The sequence below is a fragment of the Streptomyces gamaensis genome (genome assembly GCF_042656465.1).
GTDB lineage: Bacteria > Actinomycetota > Actinomycetes > Streptomycetales > Streptomycetaceae > Streptomyces > Streptomyces gamaensis.
Genome location: NZ_JBHSPB010000012.1, coordinates 18,348 through 33,672, shown reverse-complemented (window position 1 = coordinate 33,672; position 15,325 = coordinate 18,348). Strand labels below are relative to the sequence as shown.

The 15,325-nt window shown below is 72.9% G+C and carries 16 protein-coding genes; 10 read left to right on the top strand and 6 right to left on the bottom strand.

Annotation, left to right across the window (positions count from 1 at the left end; all coding sequences use genetic code 11):
• The first annotated feature begins 360 nt into the window (after positions 1-360).
• The 3 genes from ACFP1Z_RS20010 to moaA all read left to right on the top strand — a co-directional run bounded on the left by ACFP1Z_RS20010 (position 361) and on the right by moaA (position 3,479).
• A complete protein-coding gene (locus ACFP1Z_RS20010) occupies positions 361-732 on the top strand; it encodes a DUF485 domain-containing protein (RefSeq protein WP_390317939.1) in 372 nt (123 codons plus the stop codon).
• Complete coding sequence (locus ACFP1Z_RS20005; protein ID WP_390317937.1) at positions 729-2,366, top strand: solute symporter family protein; 1,638 nt, start codon at positions 729-731, stop codon at positions 2,364-2,366. Before ACFP1Z_RS20010 ends, ACFP1Z_RS20005 begins: the two co-directional genes overlap by 4 nt.
• Before the next feature lie 123 nt (positions 2,367-2,489).
• On the top strand, positions 2,490-3,479 hold the full coding sequence (gene moaA, locus ACFP1Z_RS20000) for a GTP 3',8-cyclase MoaA (protein WP_390317935.1): 990 nt from the start codon (positions 2,490-2,492) through the stop codon (positions 3,477-3,479).
• A 12-nt stretch (positions 3,480-3,491) separates the two neighbouring features.
• Here the strand turns inward: moaA and ACFP1Z_RS19995 are convergent, their stop codons facing one another.
• Positions 3,492-3,782, bottom strand: a complete 291-nt coding sequence (locus tag ACFP1Z_RS19995; RefSeq protein ID WP_390317933.1) for a hypothetical protein — start codon at positions 3,780-3,782, stop codon at positions 3,492-3,494.
• 230 nt (positions 3,783-4,012) lie between these two features.
• Positions 4,013-4,402, bottom strand: a complete 390-nt coding sequence (locus ACFP1Z_RS19990) for a DUF3099 domain-containing protein (RefSeq protein WP_390317932.1) — start codon at positions 4,400-4,402, stop codon at positions 4,013-4,015.
• A gap of 220 nt (positions 4,403-4,622) precedes the next feature.
• Between ACFP1Z_RS19990 and ACFP1Z_RS19985 the strand changes: the two genes are divergently transcribed.
• Positions 4,623-4,898, top strand: a complete 276-nt coding sequence (locus ACFP1Z_RS19985; protein ID WP_390317930.1) for a GlsB/YeaQ/YmgE family stress response membrane protein — start codon at positions 4,623-4,625, stop codon at positions 4,896-4,898.
• Between the two features lie 688 nt (positions 4,899-5,586).
• Here ACFP1Z_RS19985 and tyrS read toward each other — a convergent pair.
• The 3 genes from tyrS to ACFP1Z_RS19970 all read right to left on the bottom strand — a co-directional run bounded on the left by tyrS (position 5,587) and on the right by ACFP1Z_RS19970 (position 10,095).
• Positions 5,587-6,999: a tyrosine--tRNA ligase gene (tyrS, locus tag ACFP1Z_RS19980; protein ID WP_390317929.1), complete on the bottom strand. Its 1,413-nt coding sequence runs from the start codon at positions 6,997-6,999 to the stop codon at positions 5,587-5,589.
• 127 nt (positions 7,000-7,126) lie between these two features.
• A complete protein-coding gene (locus tag ACFP1Z_RS19975) occupies positions 7,127-8,545 on the bottom strand; it encodes a metallopeptidase TldD-related protein (RefSeq protein WP_390317928.1) in 1,419 nt (472 codons plus the stop codon).
• On the bottom strand, positions 8,542-10,095 hold the full coding sequence (locus tag ACFP1Z_RS19970; RefSeq protein WP_390318284.1) for a TldD/PmbA family protein: 1,554 nt from the start codon (positions 10,093-10,095) through the stop codon (positions 8,542-8,544). Before ACFP1Z_RS19970 ends, ACFP1Z_RS19975 begins: the two co-directional genes overlap by 4 nt.
• Before the next feature lie 180 nt (positions 10,096-10,275).
• Between ACFP1Z_RS19970 and fabG the strand changes: the two genes are divergently transcribed.
• Complete coding sequence (gene fabG / locus ACFP1Z_RS19965; RefSeq protein ID WP_390317926.1) at positions 10,276-10,995, top strand: 3-oxoacyl-[acyl-carrier-protein] reductase; 720 nt, start codon at positions 10,276-10,278, stop codon at positions 10,993-10,995.
• A 5-nt stretch (positions 10,996-11,000) separates the two neighbouring features.
• The gene (gene fabI / locus ACFP1Z_RS19960) at positions 11,001-11,771 is read left to right on the top strand and encodes an enoyl-ACP reductase FabI (RefSeq protein ID WP_390317924.1); all 771 of its coding nucleotides are present in this window, start codon (positions 11,001-11,003) and stop codon (positions 11,769-11,771) included.
• 90 nt (positions 11,772-11,861) lie between these two features.
• Here the strand turns inward: fabI and ACFP1Z_RS19955 are convergent, their stop codons facing one another.
• Positions 11,862-12,527, bottom strand: coding sequence for a FadR/GntR family transcriptional regulator (locus ACFP1Z_RS19955; protein ID WP_390317922.1), 666 nt, complete (start codon positions 12,525-12,527; stop codon positions 11,862-11,864).
• Between the two features lie 39 nt (positions 12,528-12,566).
• Between ACFP1Z_RS19955 and ACFP1Z_RS19950 the strand changes: the two genes are divergently transcribed.
• The 4 genes from ACFP1Z_RS19950 to ACFP1Z_RS19935 all read left to right on the top strand — a co-directional run bounded on the left by ACFP1Z_RS19950 (position 12,567) and on the right by ACFP1Z_RS19935 (position 15,138).
• On the top strand, positions 12,567-13,856 hold the full coding sequence (locus tag ACFP1Z_RS19950) for a CynX/NimT family MFS transporter (protein ID WP_390317921.1): 1,290 nt from the start codon (positions 12,567-12,569) through the stop codon (positions 13,854-13,856).
• A 94-nt stretch (positions 13,857-13,950) separates the two neighbouring features.
• Positions 13,951-14,067, top strand: coding sequence for an SGM_5486 family transporter-associated protein (locus ACFP1Z_RS19945; protein WP_390317919.1), 117 nt, complete (start codon positions 13,951-13,953; stop codon positions 14,065-14,067).
• A 177-nt stretch (positions 14,068-14,244) separates the two neighbouring features.
• Positions 14,245-14,466: a hypothetical protein gene (locus ACFP1Z_RS19940; RefSeq protein WP_390317917.1), complete on the top strand. Its 222-nt coding sequence runs from the start codon at positions 14,245-14,247 to the stop codon at positions 14,464-14,466.
• Between the two features lie 153 nt (positions 14,467-14,619).
• Complete coding sequence (locus ACFP1Z_RS19935) at positions 14,620-15,138, top strand: SixA phosphatase family protein (protein ID WP_390317916.1); 519 nt, start codon at positions 14,620-14,622, stop codon at positions 15,136-15,138.
• Positions 15,139-15,325: the final 187 nt, after the last annotated feature.

Genomic DNA, 15,325 nt, shown 5'->3' with positions numbered 1-15,325 from the left:
GCCGTCGCCGTGGGGGCCGGAGCCGGTAGCGCGGTCGCCGTCACGGTGGGGGCGGGTGCGGTCCTGGGGTGCGGCGCGGGAGCCGAGGCGCGAACCGTGGTCGTCCGGACCGGCGCCGTCAACCTGACGCTCCCGGGCGGTCGTCGGCCGGGGGACGGCCTCGGAGGGGGCGGCGCGGTGCCCGCACCAGGGTCGACGAGTCCGCCGGCGGCCGGTGCCGCCCCGCGCGGCCGCCGTCCCGGATTTCCCGCCCGCGCCCCTGTCGCATACTGCGACCTGCCTCTACGATGCGTGACCCGGATCACACGCCGACGGCTCGCGCACCGCAACCCCGTACTCGTACCTCGTACAGGAGAGACCGTGGACACCGCACAGCCCACCACCCAGGAGCCGGAGGAGCCCGGCACCCCCACCGCCGCAGCCGCACCCGACCGCTTCACCGCGCTGCAGTCGAGCCCCGAGTTCGCCGAACTCCGCCGCGCCCAGCGCTCCTTCGCCTTCCCCCTCACCGCCGCCTTCCTCGCCTGGTACCTGCTGTACGTCCTGCTGTCCAACTACGCGGGCGGCTTCATGGGCACCACGCTCGTCGGCAACATCAACGTCGCGCTCGTCCTGGGCCTCGCCCAGTTCCTCACCACCTTCCTCATCGCCTGGTGGTACTCGCGCCACGCCGCGACGCGCCTCGACCCCAGGGCCGAGGCCCTGCGCAGCCGGCTGGAGGCGGGCGAGTGACCGCGTACCACGGCCCGTTGCTCGCCGCCGCCGCCCGCGGCGCGGCGGGCGAGCACCGCACCCTGATCATCACGCTGTTCGCCGTCTTCGTCGCCGCGACCCTCGGCATCACCGTCTGGGCCGGCCGGCAGACCAAGGACGCCACCGACTTCTACGCCGGCGGCCGCTCCTTCACCGGACTGCAGAACGGTCTCGCCATCTCCGGCGACTACATGTCCGCCGCGTCCTTCCTCGGTATCGCCGGAGCCATCGCCCTCTTCGGCTACGACGGCTTCCTGTACTCCATCGGCTTCCTCGTCGCCTGGCTCGTCGCCCTGCTGCTCGTCGCCGAACCCCTGCGCAACTCCGGCCGGTTCACCATGGCCGACGTGCTGGCCCACCGGCTCGCGCAGCGGCCGGTGCGCACCGCCGCAGGCACCTCCACCATCGTCGTGTCGATCTTCTATCTGCTGGCGCAGATGGTCGGCGCGGGCGCGCTCGTCGCCCTGCTGCTCGGCGCGACCGGCGAGGGCTCGCGGCGCTGGATCATCGGCCTGGTCGGCCTGGTGATGGTGCTGTACGTGACCGTCGGCGGGATGAAGGGCACGACGTGGGTGCAGATCGTCAAGGCGGTCATGCTCATCGCGGGCACCGTGCTCATCACCGTCCTGGTGCTCAACAAGGTCGGCTGGAACCTCTCCACGCTGCTGGGCCGCGCCGCCGACGCCAGCGGCAAGGGCAGGGCCTTCCTCGAACCCGGCCTGCAGTACGGCAAGGACGGCACGTCCAAGCTCAACTTCGTCTCGCTCGGCCTCGCCCTCGTCCTGGGCACCGCCGGGCTGCCGCACATCCTCATCCGCTTCTACACCGTGCCCACCGCCAAGGCCGCCCGGAAGTCGGTGAACTGGGCGATCGGCATCATCGGCGCCTTCTATCTGATGACGATCGCGCTCGGCTTCGGCGCCGCGGCCCTCGTCGGCCCGAAGGAGATCATCGCCTCCAACGAGTCCGGCAACACCGCGGCCCCGCTGCTCGCCCAGGAGGTCGGCGGCGGCGCCGGCTCCACCGGCGGCGCGATCCTCCTCGCGGTGATCTCGGCGGTCGCCTTCGCGACGATCCTCGCCGTGGTCGCCGGACTCACCCTCGCCTCCTCCGCGTCCTTCGCGCACGACCTGTGGGTCAATGTCATCCGGCGCGGCCGCACCGAGGAACGCGAGGAGATCCTCACCGCGAAGATCGCGGCCGTGGTCATCGGCGCGGTCTCCATCGTGCTGGGCATCTTCGCCCACCGGCTCAACGCGGCCGCCCTGGTGGCCCTCGCCTTCGCCGTCGCGGCCTCCGCCAACCTCCCCACCATCCTCTACAGCCTCTTCTGGAAGCGCTTCACCACGCGGGGAGCGCTGTGGTCGATCTACGGCGGGCTCGTCTCCTCGGTCACCCTGGTGATCCTCTCCCCGGTCGTCTCCGGCAACCCCAAGGCGCTCTTCCCGGGCATGAGCTTCGACGTCTTCCCGCTGGGCAACCCCGGCCTGGTCTCCATCCCGCTCGGCTTCCTGCTGGGCTGGCTGGGCTCGCTGCTCTCCCCGGCCCCGGCCGATCCGCGCCCGTACGCGGAGCTGGAGGTGCGGTCCCTGACCGGCCACGGCGCGCACTGAGGCACCGCCCGTCCCCCGTGGACCCGATCCCCCACCCTCAACGAACTGTTGATGTCGTGGGGGATCGCGTACGCTGCGGAGCATCGAACGCCTACGTTCCATTCCGCAGGAGGGGCCCGCACCGTGCTCGTCGACACCTACGGTCGCACCGCCACCGATCTGCGCGTCTCCCTCACCGACCGGTGCAATCTGCGCTGCTCCTACTGCATGCCCGCAGAGGGCCTGGCCTGGCTCGCCAAGCCCGAACTGCTCACCGACGACGAGATCGTCCGCCTGGTCCGCATAGCCGTCACGGACCTCGGCGTCACCGATGTCCGCTTCACCGGCGGCGAACCCCTGCTGCGCCCCGGACTGCCCTCCATCGTCGAACGCTGCGCCGCCCTCGCCCCGCGCCCCCGGCTCTCCCTCACCACCAATGGCATCGGCCTCGCCCGCACCGCCCAGGCCCTCGCCGACGCCGGCCTCGACCGCGTCAACGTCTCCCTCGACACCCTGCGCCCCGAGGTCTTCCGGACCCTCACCCGCCGCAAGCGCCACCAGGACGTCCTCGACGGACTCGCCGCCGCCCGCGCCGCCGGCCTCACCCCCGTCAAGGTCAACTCCGTGCTGATGCCCGGCCACAACGCCGACGAGGCCCCCGAACTGCTCGCCTGGGCCCTCGCCGAGGGCTACGAACTGCGCTTCATCGAGCAGATGCCGCTCGACGCCCAGCACGGCTGGCAGCGCTCGGGAATGATCACGGCGGAGGAGATCCTCGCGAGCCTGCGCACCCGCTTCACCCTCACCCCCGAGCAGGCGGACGCGCGCGGCTCCGCCCCCGCCGAACGCTGGCTCGTCGACGGAGGCCCCGCCCGCGTCGGCGTCATCGCCTCCGTCACCCGCCCGTTCTGCGCCGCCTGCGACCGCACCCGGCTCACCGCCGACGGCCAGATCCGCAACTGCCTCTTCGCCCGCGAGGAGACCGATCTGCGCGGCGCCCTGCGCTCGGGGGCCCGCGACGCGGACCTGGCCGAGCTGTGGCGCAAGGCCATGTGGGGCAAGAAGGCCGGCTCCGGGCTGGACGACCCCGCCTTCCTCCAGCCGCAGCGGCCCATGTCGGCCATCGGCGGCTGAACGGCCCCCCGTTCAGGGCCGGTTCGCCGCCTCCCACTCCGCCAGCGGCACGACGTCCTTCAGAAAACCGCGCAGCGCAAGGAAGTTGGACAGGTGCTCGCGGTGCTCCTCGCACGCGAGCCAGGTCTTGCGGCGCTCGGGAGTGTGCAGCTTCGGGTTGTTCCACGCCAGCACCCAGACGGCTGCGGCGCGGCAGCCCTTCGCGGAACAGATCACGGCTGCGTCGCCCGCACCGCCCGTACCGGAGGCCGGACCGGGCTTCGGCACGGAGTTCGTATCGCGGTTCGTATCAGGGGAGTTCACACCCCCGACTCTACGCAGCCGCCCCCGCGCACGGCGACGCCGGGCAGCCACGGGGGGAGCCGCCCGGCGTCGGTCAGTCGCTCCGACGGGGGATGCGGAGCGCTTAGGAAGTATGTCACGCGGTGACCGGTCAGCGGCACTGAAACCACATGATTGATCTGAGGTTTTCTTGAGCTTGTCGCTCCGCTCCGCGCCCCGTTGCGCCGGGACGCGCATCGCCCGTGGTCAGCTCACTGATCGCGACGGGGCGCGGAGTCGGACTCCGGGACGGGTTCCGCGCGGTCCTCGCCGTCCCCGGCCCGCGCCTCGGGTGCCTCCTCGGGCCCGCGCGTCAGCACCGGCCGCGTCGCCGCAGGCACGAACGTCCCGGGCAGCGAAGGGGCGTTCTCCCGGCCCGCGTTGGCGATCACCACGGCGATATAGGGCAGCGCGAGCCCCAGCACCAGCGTGCCGACCGCCACAAAGCGCTCGATGTTCCACAGGATCACGGTCAGGATCACCGACAGGGTGCGGACCGTCATCGACACGACGTAACGGCGCTGGCGGCCGCGCACGTCCTCGGCCAGCCCCGCACGGGCCCCGGTGATCCGGAAGACCTCCTGCCCGCCGTGCTTCCGCATCACGTTCCACCACCTGCTCGCCACGCCGACGCCCTCGCTCCGGGACACCCCCAACGGTACGCCGCGCGGAGACCGGGTACGAGACCGGGTCCGCCCCGCGCCTCCGCCCCGACCTGCGACTCTCTGCCGCAGTCGCGGTACGCCCCGCTCCGACGTGCGCCGTAGGGCGAGTGGGCCGACACTGACGGAGCGCGCCATATCGCGCCGTGAGGAGGCGAGCATGAACTGGCTGTGGGCAATCGTCGTCGGGCTCATCCTGGGCGTCATCGCCAGGGCGATCCTCCCCGGCAAACAGCACATCCCGCTCTGGCTGACGATCATCTTCGGCATGATCGGCGGCTCCCTCGGCAACTGGGCGGCGACGGGGCTGGGCGTCAACAACACCAGCGGCGTCGACTGGACCCGCCACGCGCTCCAACTGGTGGGAGCGGTCGTCGTGGTCGGCGTGGGCGACCGCCTGTGGGCGGCGATCCGCGGCCGCCGCAAACAGGCGTGACCCGGCGGCCCGGCGCCCCCGGAACACGATGAAGGGCATGCCCCGCCGCCGGGGGCGAGGGTTCCGGCCGGGCCGGACTGTGTGGGGGTGGCCGGGTTCCACGGATTCGGCGCGGGGCGCCGTGCGGGGTTCCCGTCGGGCCTGTGTCCCGGCTTGCCCGGGTCGGTGACGTCGTGTCCGTCGGTGGAGGCTGAGCGCTGGTCGGCCGGTGTACGGGCTGAAGGTTCCGGCCGGGTGGGCCTGTGCGGGGGGTGGCCGGGATTTCGCGGGCTCGGCGCGGGGCGCCGTGCGGGGCTTCGGCGGGGGTGCGGTCCTGGCCCGCTCGGGCCGGTGACGGTCGTGTCCGCCGGTGGAGGCCGAGCGTCGGCGGGCCGGTGTACGGGCTGAAGGCTCCGGCCGGGTGGGCCTGTGCGGCGTGGCCGGGTTCTCGCGGGCTCGGCGTGTGGGGTCCCTGACGGGCCTGTGCCCGGCCCGCCTGGGCGGCCGTGCCTCCGTGGGCTCAGCGCGCGGCTTCGGCGGGGCGCCGTCCTGGCCCGCTCGGGTCCCGTCGGGGCTCCCGGGCGCGCAGGGCCGGGTACGGGCCGCGGCCCCGCGCCCGTACACCCGTCCGCGTACCCGCCGGCACGGCGAAGGGCGGCCGGAACCGTCGGTTCCGGCCGCCCTTCGTGCGCGGGCCCGCCGCGAGGCGTTACGCCACCGACAGCTGCGCGATCTTGCGGCCCGCCTTGAGGTAGACCCCCGACGGCTCGCCGGGCAGTTTGTCCAGGGTCTCCGCGACGACCTCCGCCAGCGGGCGGATCGCGTCGGCCTCGGGCAGGACCACCGACTCCTGGCCGTCCGCGTGCTCGACGATCAGCCGCAGCCCGTTCTGCTTGGCGACCCGCCGCGCCGCCGAGGCACTCGGCTGGAAGCCCAGCACCTGGCTGAGCACGGCCGTCGCCGGCGCGTCACCGTGCTCGGCGAGCTCGACGACCGGCAGCGTCTCCACGTCCGTGAAGCTCTTCTTCGAGAACTGCGCCACGAACCCGGCCCGCGCCGCCATCGCCGCCTCGACGCCGTACAGCGCCGTGACGACCTCGCCCGCGAGCACCTTCTTGAGGTCCATCGGGTGCAGCGAGCGGTCCGTGACGCGGGAGACGGCCAGGGCGATCTCCGTGTCGGTCCACTCCGTCCACGCCTTGAGGTACGGCTCCATCAGCCGGTCCGGCACCGACATGATCTTGCCGAAGACGTCCTCGGCCGACGCGGTCAGCGCGACGTAGTTGTTCTTGGACTTGGACATCTTCGCGCCCGTGCCGTCCGTGCCCTCGATGAGCGGCATGGTCACGACGAGCTGCGGCTTCTGCCCCTTGAGTTCCATCAGCTTGCGGCCCATCTGCAGATTGAGCAGCTGGTCGGCGCCGCCGAGCTCGACGTCGCAGTCCAGGGCCACGGAGTCCAGGCCCTGGGCGATCGGGTAGAGCATCTCGGTCATGGTCAGGCCGGACCCCGCGGACAGCCGGTTGCGGAAGTCCTCGCGCTGCAGCAGCTGCGAGACCGGTACGTGCGCGAGCAGCGCCAGCAGCTCCGGGAAGGTGTACGGCGCCAGCCACTCGCTGTTCTGCCGGAACCGCACCTTCTCGAAGTCGAAGAACGGCCGCACCTGCTCGCGGTAGGTCGCGAGGTTGCGGGCGATGTCCTCGTCGGTCAGCGGCGGGCGCTCGGCCGTACGGCCCGTCGGGTCGCCGATCTTCGCGGTGAAGTCACCGATGAGCAGGGTCACCTCGTGGCCCATGCGCTGCAGCCGGCTCAGCACGATGATCGGCACCGCGTGCCCGAGGTGCACATCGCTGCCGGTCGGGTCGATGCCCAGCTTGACGGCCAGGCCCTTGCCCTCGGCGCGGCGCCGCTCGATGCGCTCCGCCAGCTTCTCCACGCCCGGCAGCACGTCGACCGTACGTGCCGCGATCAGCTCGGCCTGTTCCTTCGGCGACAGGTCCGTCAGGTCCAGATAGCGCCGCGAGCCCGTCTCGGTGAGCAGCCGCTGAACGGTCTGGTCCGAGGAGAGGTCCTGCTGGAGGAGCTCGCTGGCGCGGGCGACGGATTCGCCGAGGCGTGTCATGACAGTCCTGAGGAGAGAGGGAACAAGGACGGAAAAGGACAGAAGGAAACGGAAGCAGAGGTAGGGGACGATCGGCCGCGACCAGTCTATTCGGACCGGTCGCGGGCCGTACGGGCGCGGGCCGCCCTCACACCCCCTGGCTCACCGAGCTCATGTTGAAGTCCGGCACCCGCAGCGCCGGCATCGCGGCACGGGTGAAGTACTCGCCCCACTCGCGCGGCAGCGTCCGCTCGGTGCGGCCCGCCTCCGTGACCCGGGACAGCAGCGACACCGGCGACTCGTTGAAGCGGAAGTTGTTGACCTCGCCGGTGACCTCCCCGCCCTCCACGAGATAGACACCGTCCCGGGTCAGCCCGGTCAGCAGCAGCGAGGCCGGGTCGACCTCGCGGATGTACCACAGCGAGGTGAGCAGCAGCGCGGGCCCCTCGTGGCCGCTCGCCGCGACCAGCTCCTCCAGCGAGGCGGTGCCGCCCGCGTCCAGGACGAGGTTGTCGGCCATGGGCGCGACCGGCAGCCCGGTCAGCTCCGCACTGTGCCGCGTGGTGATCAGACGCTCCAGCACGCCGCCGCGGATCCACTCCGTCGCGGGCAGCGGCAGCCCGTTGTCGAAGACGGACGCGCTCTCGTCGGAGCTGGTCGCCACCACGAACGGCGCGCACTCCAGGCCCGGCGCCCCCGGGTCGCTGCGCAGCGTCAGCGGCAGCGAGGAGAGCTTCTCCCCGACGCGGGTGCCGCCGCCCGGCCTGGAGAAGACCGTACGGCCCTCCGCCGCGTCACGCGCCGTGGCCGACCACATGGTGTACACGAGCAGGTCCGCCACGGCGGTCGGCGGCAGCAGCGTCTCGTACCGCCCGGCCGGCAGCGCGGTCCTGCGGCGGGCCCACGCCAGCCGCCCGGCCAGCTCCGCGTCCAGGGCCAGCGGGTCGAGGTCGGTGAAGTCGCGGGTGGCGCGGCCGAGCCACGCCGAACGCGGCACGGACGTACCGTGGCCGGGCGCCTTGGCGTTCAACTCCAGTGTCCCGGTGGGCTGGTCGTGCCGCAGCCGCACTCCGGTGGAGGTGCCCACGTACCACGAGACGACCTCGTGCTGGGCGAAGCCGTACAGCCCGCGGCCCTGCGCGCGGGCCGCGGCGAAGGACTCCCCGAGCGCGGGCGCGAAGCCGTCGAAGACCGCCGGGGAGGTCTCGGCGGGCGGCGCCGTGAAGTCCGCCGCCGGCGGCCCCCCGGACACCAGCGGCCGGGCGTCCTCGGCCGGGCCCGCCGCGCGCGCGGCCGCCTCCGCCGCCCGTACCAGCTCCTCGATCTCCCCGGCGGTCACGGCCGAGCGGCTCACGACCCCGGAGGCGGTGCCCTCGGCGCCGTCGACGGTGGCGATCACGGTGACCGTACGGCCGCGCGTGGCGCCGTTGGTCGTCAGCGCGTTGTCCGCCCAGCGCAGATTCGCCGTCGACTCCTCGCCGACGATCACCACACACCCCTCGGCGCGGGAGAGGCCCAGGGCCCGCTCGACGAGCTCGTGCGGCCGGTTGCTGCTGCGAGGGCTCATCGACCCGCCTCCTGCGTGGTGTTGAGAACGTTCACGTGCGAGAACAGCGCCGACGGGCAGCCGTGCGAGACCGCCGCGATCTGCCCCGGCTGCGCCTTGCCGCAGTTGAACGCGCCGCCCAGGACGTACGTCTCCGGGCCGCCGACCGCCGCCATCGAGCCCCAGAAGTCCGTCGTCGTCGCCTGGTAGGCGACGTCCCGCAGCTGCCCGGCGAGTCTGCCGTTCGTGATCCGGAAGAAGCGCTGGCCGGTGAACTGGAAGTTGTAGCGCTGCATGTCGATGGACCACGAGCGGTCGCCGACCACGTAAATCCCGTCCTCCACACGGGAGATGAGCCCCTCCGTCGACGGGCCGTCGGGATCCGGCCGCAGCGAGACGTTCGCCATGCGTTGCACGGGCACATGCGCGGGGGAGTCGGCGAACGCGCAGCCGTTGGAGCGGGTGGCGCCGGTGAGGCGGGCGATGCGGCGGTCGGTCTGGTAGCCGACGAGGACACCGTCCCTGACCAGGTCCCAGGACTGGGCGGCGACGCCCTCGTCGTCGTAGCCGACCGTCGCCAGCCCGTGCTCGGCGGTCCGGTCGCCCGTGACGTTCATCAGCGGGGAACCGTACTTCAGGGAGCCCAGCTTGTCGGGGGTCGCGAACGACGTACCCGCGTAGGCGGCCTCGTAGCCCAGCGCGCGGTCCAGCTCGGTGGCGTGGCCGATCGACTCGTGGATCGTCAGCCACAGGTTCGACGGGTCGATGACCAGGTCGTAGCGGCCGGGGCGGACACTGGGCGCGCGCATCTTCTCCGCCAGCAGCTCCGGCAGTTCCGCCAGCTCGGCGTCCCAGTCCCAGCCGGTGCCGGTCAGATACTCCCAGCCGCGCCCGACCGGCGGGGCCAGCGTGCGCATCGCGTCGAACTCGCCGCTGGCCGGGTCCACCGCCACCGCCGTGAGCGCGGGGTGCACCCGCACCCGCTGCTGCGTGGTCGTCGTGCCCGCCGAGTCCGCGTAGAACTTGTTCTCCTGGACGGTCATCAGCGACGCGTCCGCGTGCGCCACCGACTCCGCCGCCAGCAGCCGCGCGCTCCAGTCGGCGAGCAGCGCGGTCTTCTCCGCGTCCGGCACGTCGAAGGGGTTCACCTCGTACGCGGAGACCCAGGTGCGCTCGGCGTGCACCGGCTCGTCCGCCAGCTCCACCCGCTCCTCCGCGCCGGCGGCCGCGCTCACCTTCGCCGACAGCTTCGCCATCGCGACGGCCTGCCCGGCCACCCGGGCCGCCGCGTCCATCGTCAGCTCCACGCCCGCCGCGAAACCCCAGCTCCCGCCGTGCACCACACGCACCGCGTACCCCAGGTCCGTACTGTCCGAGGAACCCGCGAGCTGCGCGTCGCGCAGCCGCCAGGCGGCGGTGCGCACCCGCTCGAAGCGGAAGTCGGCGTGCTCGGCGCCCAGCGCGCGGGCACGCGCGAGCGCCGCGTCGGCCAGCGGCCGCAGGGGCAGCGCGAGGAATGACGGGTCGATCGAACGGTGCACGAGTCCCTCCCGGTGGTCGTCGCAGAGCATCATGCCGCCCCGCCCGCCGCGGACGCACCCTCATTGATTTCTGTAGGGACCCGACAGGGTCTGTCATGTGCTCCTGTTCGGGGCGGGCTGCACGTCCCGTACGTCGGCCCGATAGTTTTCGTACGGTACAGACGGCCAACGCAGCGAACGCAGCTGTTCACGTGAAGGAAGGGTGGTCCCTTGAGCCGCTCGGTTCTCGTCACCGGAGGAAACCGGGGCATCGGCCTCGCCATCGCCCGCGCCTTCGCCGAGGCGGGCGACAAGGTCGCCATCACCTACCGCTCGGGCGAGCCCCCCGAGGCCCTGAAGGATCTGGGCTGCCTGGCGGTCAAGTGCGACATCACCGACCCCGAGCAGGTCGAGCAGGCGTACAAGGAGATCGAGGAGAAGCAGGGCGCGGTCGAGGTGCTGGTGGCCAACGCCGGCGTCACCCGTGACCAGCTGCTGCTGCGCATGTCCGAGGAGGACTTCACCTCGGTCCTGGAGACCAACCTCACGGGCACCTTCCGGGTCGTCAAGCGCGCCTCGAAGGGCATGCTGCGCGCCCGTAAGGGCCGCGTCGTGCTGATCTCCTCCGTCGTGGGCCTGATGGGCTCGGCGGGCCAGGCCAACTACGCCGCCTCCAAGGCCGGTCTGGTCGGTTTCGCCCGCTCGCTCGCCCGCGAACTCGGCTCCCGCAACATCACCGTCAACGTGGTCGCGCCCGGCTTCGTCGACACCGACATGACGCGGGTGCTCAGCGACGAGCAGCGCGAGAACATCGTCAAGCAGGTGCCGCTCGCGCGCTACGCGCAGCCGGAGGAGATCGCCGCCTCGGTGCGCTTCCTCGCCTCCGACGACGCCGCATACATCACTGGAGCCGTCGTTCCCGTCGACGGCGGATTGGGCATGGGTCACTGAACGTCATGAGTGGAATCCTCGCAGGCAAGCGCGTCCTGGTCACCGGCGTCCTCACCGAGGCGTCGATCGCCTTCCAGGCCGCGAAGGTCGCCCAGAACGAGGGCGCCGAGGTCGTCCTGACCGGCTTCGGACGGCTGTCGCTGGTCGAGCGCATCGCCAAGCGGCTGCCCAAGGAAGCGCCGGTCATCGAGCTGGACGTCACCAACCAGGAGCACCTGGACGGGCTCGCGGACAAGGTGCGCGAGGTGCAGGGCGAGGACGCCCGGCTCGACGGCGTCGTGCACTCCATCGCGTTCGGCCCGCAGGGCGCCTTCAACTTCCTGGAGGCGGGCTGGGAGGACGTCTCCACGGCCGTCCATGTCTCGGCTTACTCCTACAAGTCGCTTGCCACGGCGCTGCTCCCGCTGATGGGGGAGGGCTCCTCCATCGTGGGTCTGACCTTCGACGCGCAGTTCGCCTGGCCGAAGTACGACTGGATGGGCGTGGCCAAGGCGGCCCTGGAGAACACCAACCGCTACCTGGCCCGCGACCTCGGCCCCAAGGGCATCCGCTGCAACCTCGTCTCGGCCGGGCCGATCAAGTCCATGGCCGCGAAGTCCATCCCGGGCTTCGAGGAGCTCGCGGACGTGTGGAACCACCGCGCCCCGATCGGCTGGGACCTGGCCGACCCGGAGCCGGCCGGCCGCGGTGTCGTCGGCCTGCTCTCGGACTTCTTCCCGCGCACCACGGGCGAGATCGTCCACGTGGACGGCGGCGTCCACATGATGGGTGCCTGACCGGCCGACTCGACGGGCCCGTGCGGCCGTTCCTCCGAGGAACGGCCGCACGGGCCCGTCGTCTTCCCGCGCTTCCCCCGTGTTAGCCGGCTAGCCGCGGCAGGCCGAGGTGTACGAGCCCGCCTCCACCGCCGCGGTCTCCTCGTCGCCCTCCTGGATCGCCGTCACCAGCCGCTCGTGGTCCACATGCGCCTCCGGGCGCAGCCCCTCGTCGACATGCGCGCGCAGACCCGCGCGCAGCACCCCGCCCAGGTCCGCGTAGACCGCGGCCAGCACCTCGTTGTGCGCCGCCGAGACCACCGCCGCGTGCAGCGTCGCGTCCGCCTCGACGAAGCGCTCCGCGTCCCCCGAGCGCCAGGCCAGCTCACGGCGCTCCAGCAGCGCCGCCAGCCGCACCAGGTCCTGCTCGGTGCGCCGGCGGGCCGCCAGCCGGGCCGCCCTCACCTCCAGCGCGCCGCGCAGCTCCGCGACATCGAGCGGGTCGGAATCGGCGAAGCGGCGGTGCATCACTCCGGCCAGCTCGCTCGTCGCGACGACATAGGTGCCCGAGCCCTGGCGGATGTCCAGGAGCCCGTTGTGCGCCAGGGCGCGCACGGCCTCGCGCACCGTGTTGCGGGCCACCCCGAGCTGTTCGACCAGCTCGGGCTCGGTGGGAATGCGCGAACCGACCGGCCACTCGCCGGACACGATCTGCTTCCGCAGCTCCGCGATCACCTGGTCGACGAGCCGGGAGCGCCGGGGGGACGTCAGGGGCATCAGTGACCTCCATTCATCCCATGATTCTATGATGCCTGCATGGACCGCACGGCAGACGAAGACCTCAAAGCCGGCCACCGCGCCGCACCGTCCCCCGCCGCCGCACCCGAGGCGGCCCCGCCGACCGCGCCCCCCGCCGACGGCCCGCAGCGCCTGTTACTGCTCGTGGGCCTGGTCGTCGCCGCGCTCAACCTGCGCCCGGCCGTCACCAGCCTCGGCTCCCTGCTCAAGGAGGTCCGCGCGGACCTGGGCATGAGCGGCACCGTCGCCGGACTGCTGACCGCCGTGCCCTCCCTGTGCTTCGCCCTCTTCGGCCTCGCCGCACCCAGACTGGCCCGCAGGTACGGGCCGGCCGGCGTCGTCTGCGGCGGCATGGCCGCGATAGCCGTCGGCCTCTCCCTGCGGCCGTTCCTCGGCGGCGTGCCCGGCTTCCTCGCTCTGAGCGCCCTCGCCCTGGCCGGCATCGCGATCGGCAACGTCCTGATGCCCGTGGTCGTCAAGCGCTGGTTCCCCGACCGGGTCGGCCCGGTGACCGGCCTGTACTCCATGGGCGTCTCCGGCGGCGCGGCCATCGCCCCGGCCACCGCCGTCCCCCTCGCCGAGGCACTGGGCGACAGCTGGCGCGCCGGGCTCGCCGCGTGGGCCGTGCTCGCCGCCGTGGCGGCCCTGCTGTGGGTCGTCATCACCGTCCGCTCCCGTACGGGCGGTACCGCCGCCCCCGCCCCGGGACAGGCCCCCCAGGCTCCGCGCACCAGCATCACCCGCAGCCCCACCGCCTGGGCCCTCGGCATCTTCTTCGGCGTCCAGGCCACCCAGGCGTACATCGCCATGGGCTGGATGCCCGCGATCTTCCGGGACGCCGGGGTGTCCGCCTCCACCGCCGGGGTGCTGCTCACGGTGACGATGGTGATGGGCGTGCCGTTCTCCTTCGTCCTGCCGCGCCTGGCCGCCCGGATGTCGCAGCAGGGTGGCCTGGCCGTCGCGCTGGCGGCCTGCGGGCTCGTCGGATACGCGGGGCTGTGGCTGGCCCCGGCGGGCGGCGCGTGGGTGTGGGCCGTGCTGCTCGGCGCCTCCAACAGCTCCTTCCCGCTGGCCCTGACCATGATCGGGATGCGGGCGGGCACGGGCGCGGGCGTGGTGCGGCTGTCCGCGTTCGTGCAGAGCGTCGGCTATCTCGTCTCCATCCCCGGCCCGCTGCTCGTGGGATGGCTCAACGAGACCACCGGCGGCTGGAACGCGCCGCTCGCGCTGATGGCCGCGCTGATGGTGCCTCAGATCATCGCGGGCGTGCTGGCCGGGCGGAACCGCACGGTCGAGGACGAGCTGTGAGTCGGGGGCAGGCTGTGAGTCGGGGACGAGCTGTGAGGAGCCCGGCGGGGACACCCCCGCAAGGGGCCCGGAGCCGGGGTGGGACACTGGGCGCATGCCCGTGCTCGAACCGAATCCCCAGAACGGCCAGAAGACCCTGGTCACCATTCTCGGCGTGATGCTCGCGATCACCGTCGTCATCGCCGTGATCGCCACGCTCGCCTCGCCCTGATCCCGGACGGCGGTCCCCCGGGGGGTGGGGTCTTCCCCAGTGATCCCCTAGGGGGTGGCCGTCAGGGGTAAGTGGGTGGTTCACCGGATGGCCGGGGGACGCGTGGCTCCGTAACGTCGAAGTGCACCGCGGGACGGCGGTGCGCCGACCCCTTCCCGGAGCCTCGGAGGCGATCCCATGTCCGCCGGCACGCAGTACCCGACGCACGGCACCGCGCAGCGCCGCCTGTCGTGGTGGGCCCTGCTGATCCCCGGCGCTGTCTTCGCGGTGCTGCTGGCCCTGACGGTCTTTCCCGGCCCGGCCTCCGCGGCCGCCTCCGGCCCGGCCCCCGGGGCGGGAGTCTCGCTCTCCGGGATCGTCGGGGCGGTCGCCCACGCGCTGCGGGCCATAGCCCCCTGAGGGCGCGGCCGGGCGGGCGATCCGGCCCGGCCGCCTCCCGCAGGCTCCCCTCCCCGGGGCCCGGAGTGCCCGCTCCGCGGCAGCCGGTGCCCGTGCTCCCCGCCCTGTCAACACCCCGCGACCGAGGGCCTGTTTCATGCGAAGCTGGAAAACATGAGCGTCGATACACCTCGCAGGATCGTCCTTCTCCGTCACGCCAAGGCCGAGTGGTCCGAGGAGTCCGACCACGAGCGCCCGCTCGCCGAGCGCGGCCGCAAGGACGCCCCCGTCGCCGGCCGCTGGCTCGCCGGCTCCGGCATCATCCCCGACCTCACTCTCTGCTCGACCGCGGCCCGCACCCGCGAGACCTGGAAGCTCGTCGCCCACGAACTGCCCGACAGGCCGCGCACGATCTATGAGGACCGGCTGTACGAAGCGTCTCTCGGCGAGCTCATCGCCCTGCTCAACACGGTCTCCGACGAGGTGGCCGACCTGCTGCTCGTCGGCCACAACCCCGGGATGCACGCACTGGCCGACGCCCTGGCCGGGGAGGCCGAGGGCGATCTCCTGCCGCGGATGAACCGTTCCGGCTTCCCCACCAGCGCGATGGCGGTGCTCACCTTCACCGGCTCCTGGAAGTCCGTCGAGCACGGAGTGGCCCGGCTGGTCGCCTACTGGTCCCCGCGGGGCTGACCGCGGGCCGGCCGGGTGTCGACCCGGCCAGGCCGACTGAGGGGCCCCGTGGGCCCGTTGACGTCGCCGGAGCCGCGTCCGCCGGGCGGTTCGCGCCGACTGCGAGCGCTGCCGGACCCGGGCGGCCGGGCGGGGGCCGACCGGACGCTGCGGGGCCCTGGCGCGGAGCGCGCTCGGGGGCGAGCCG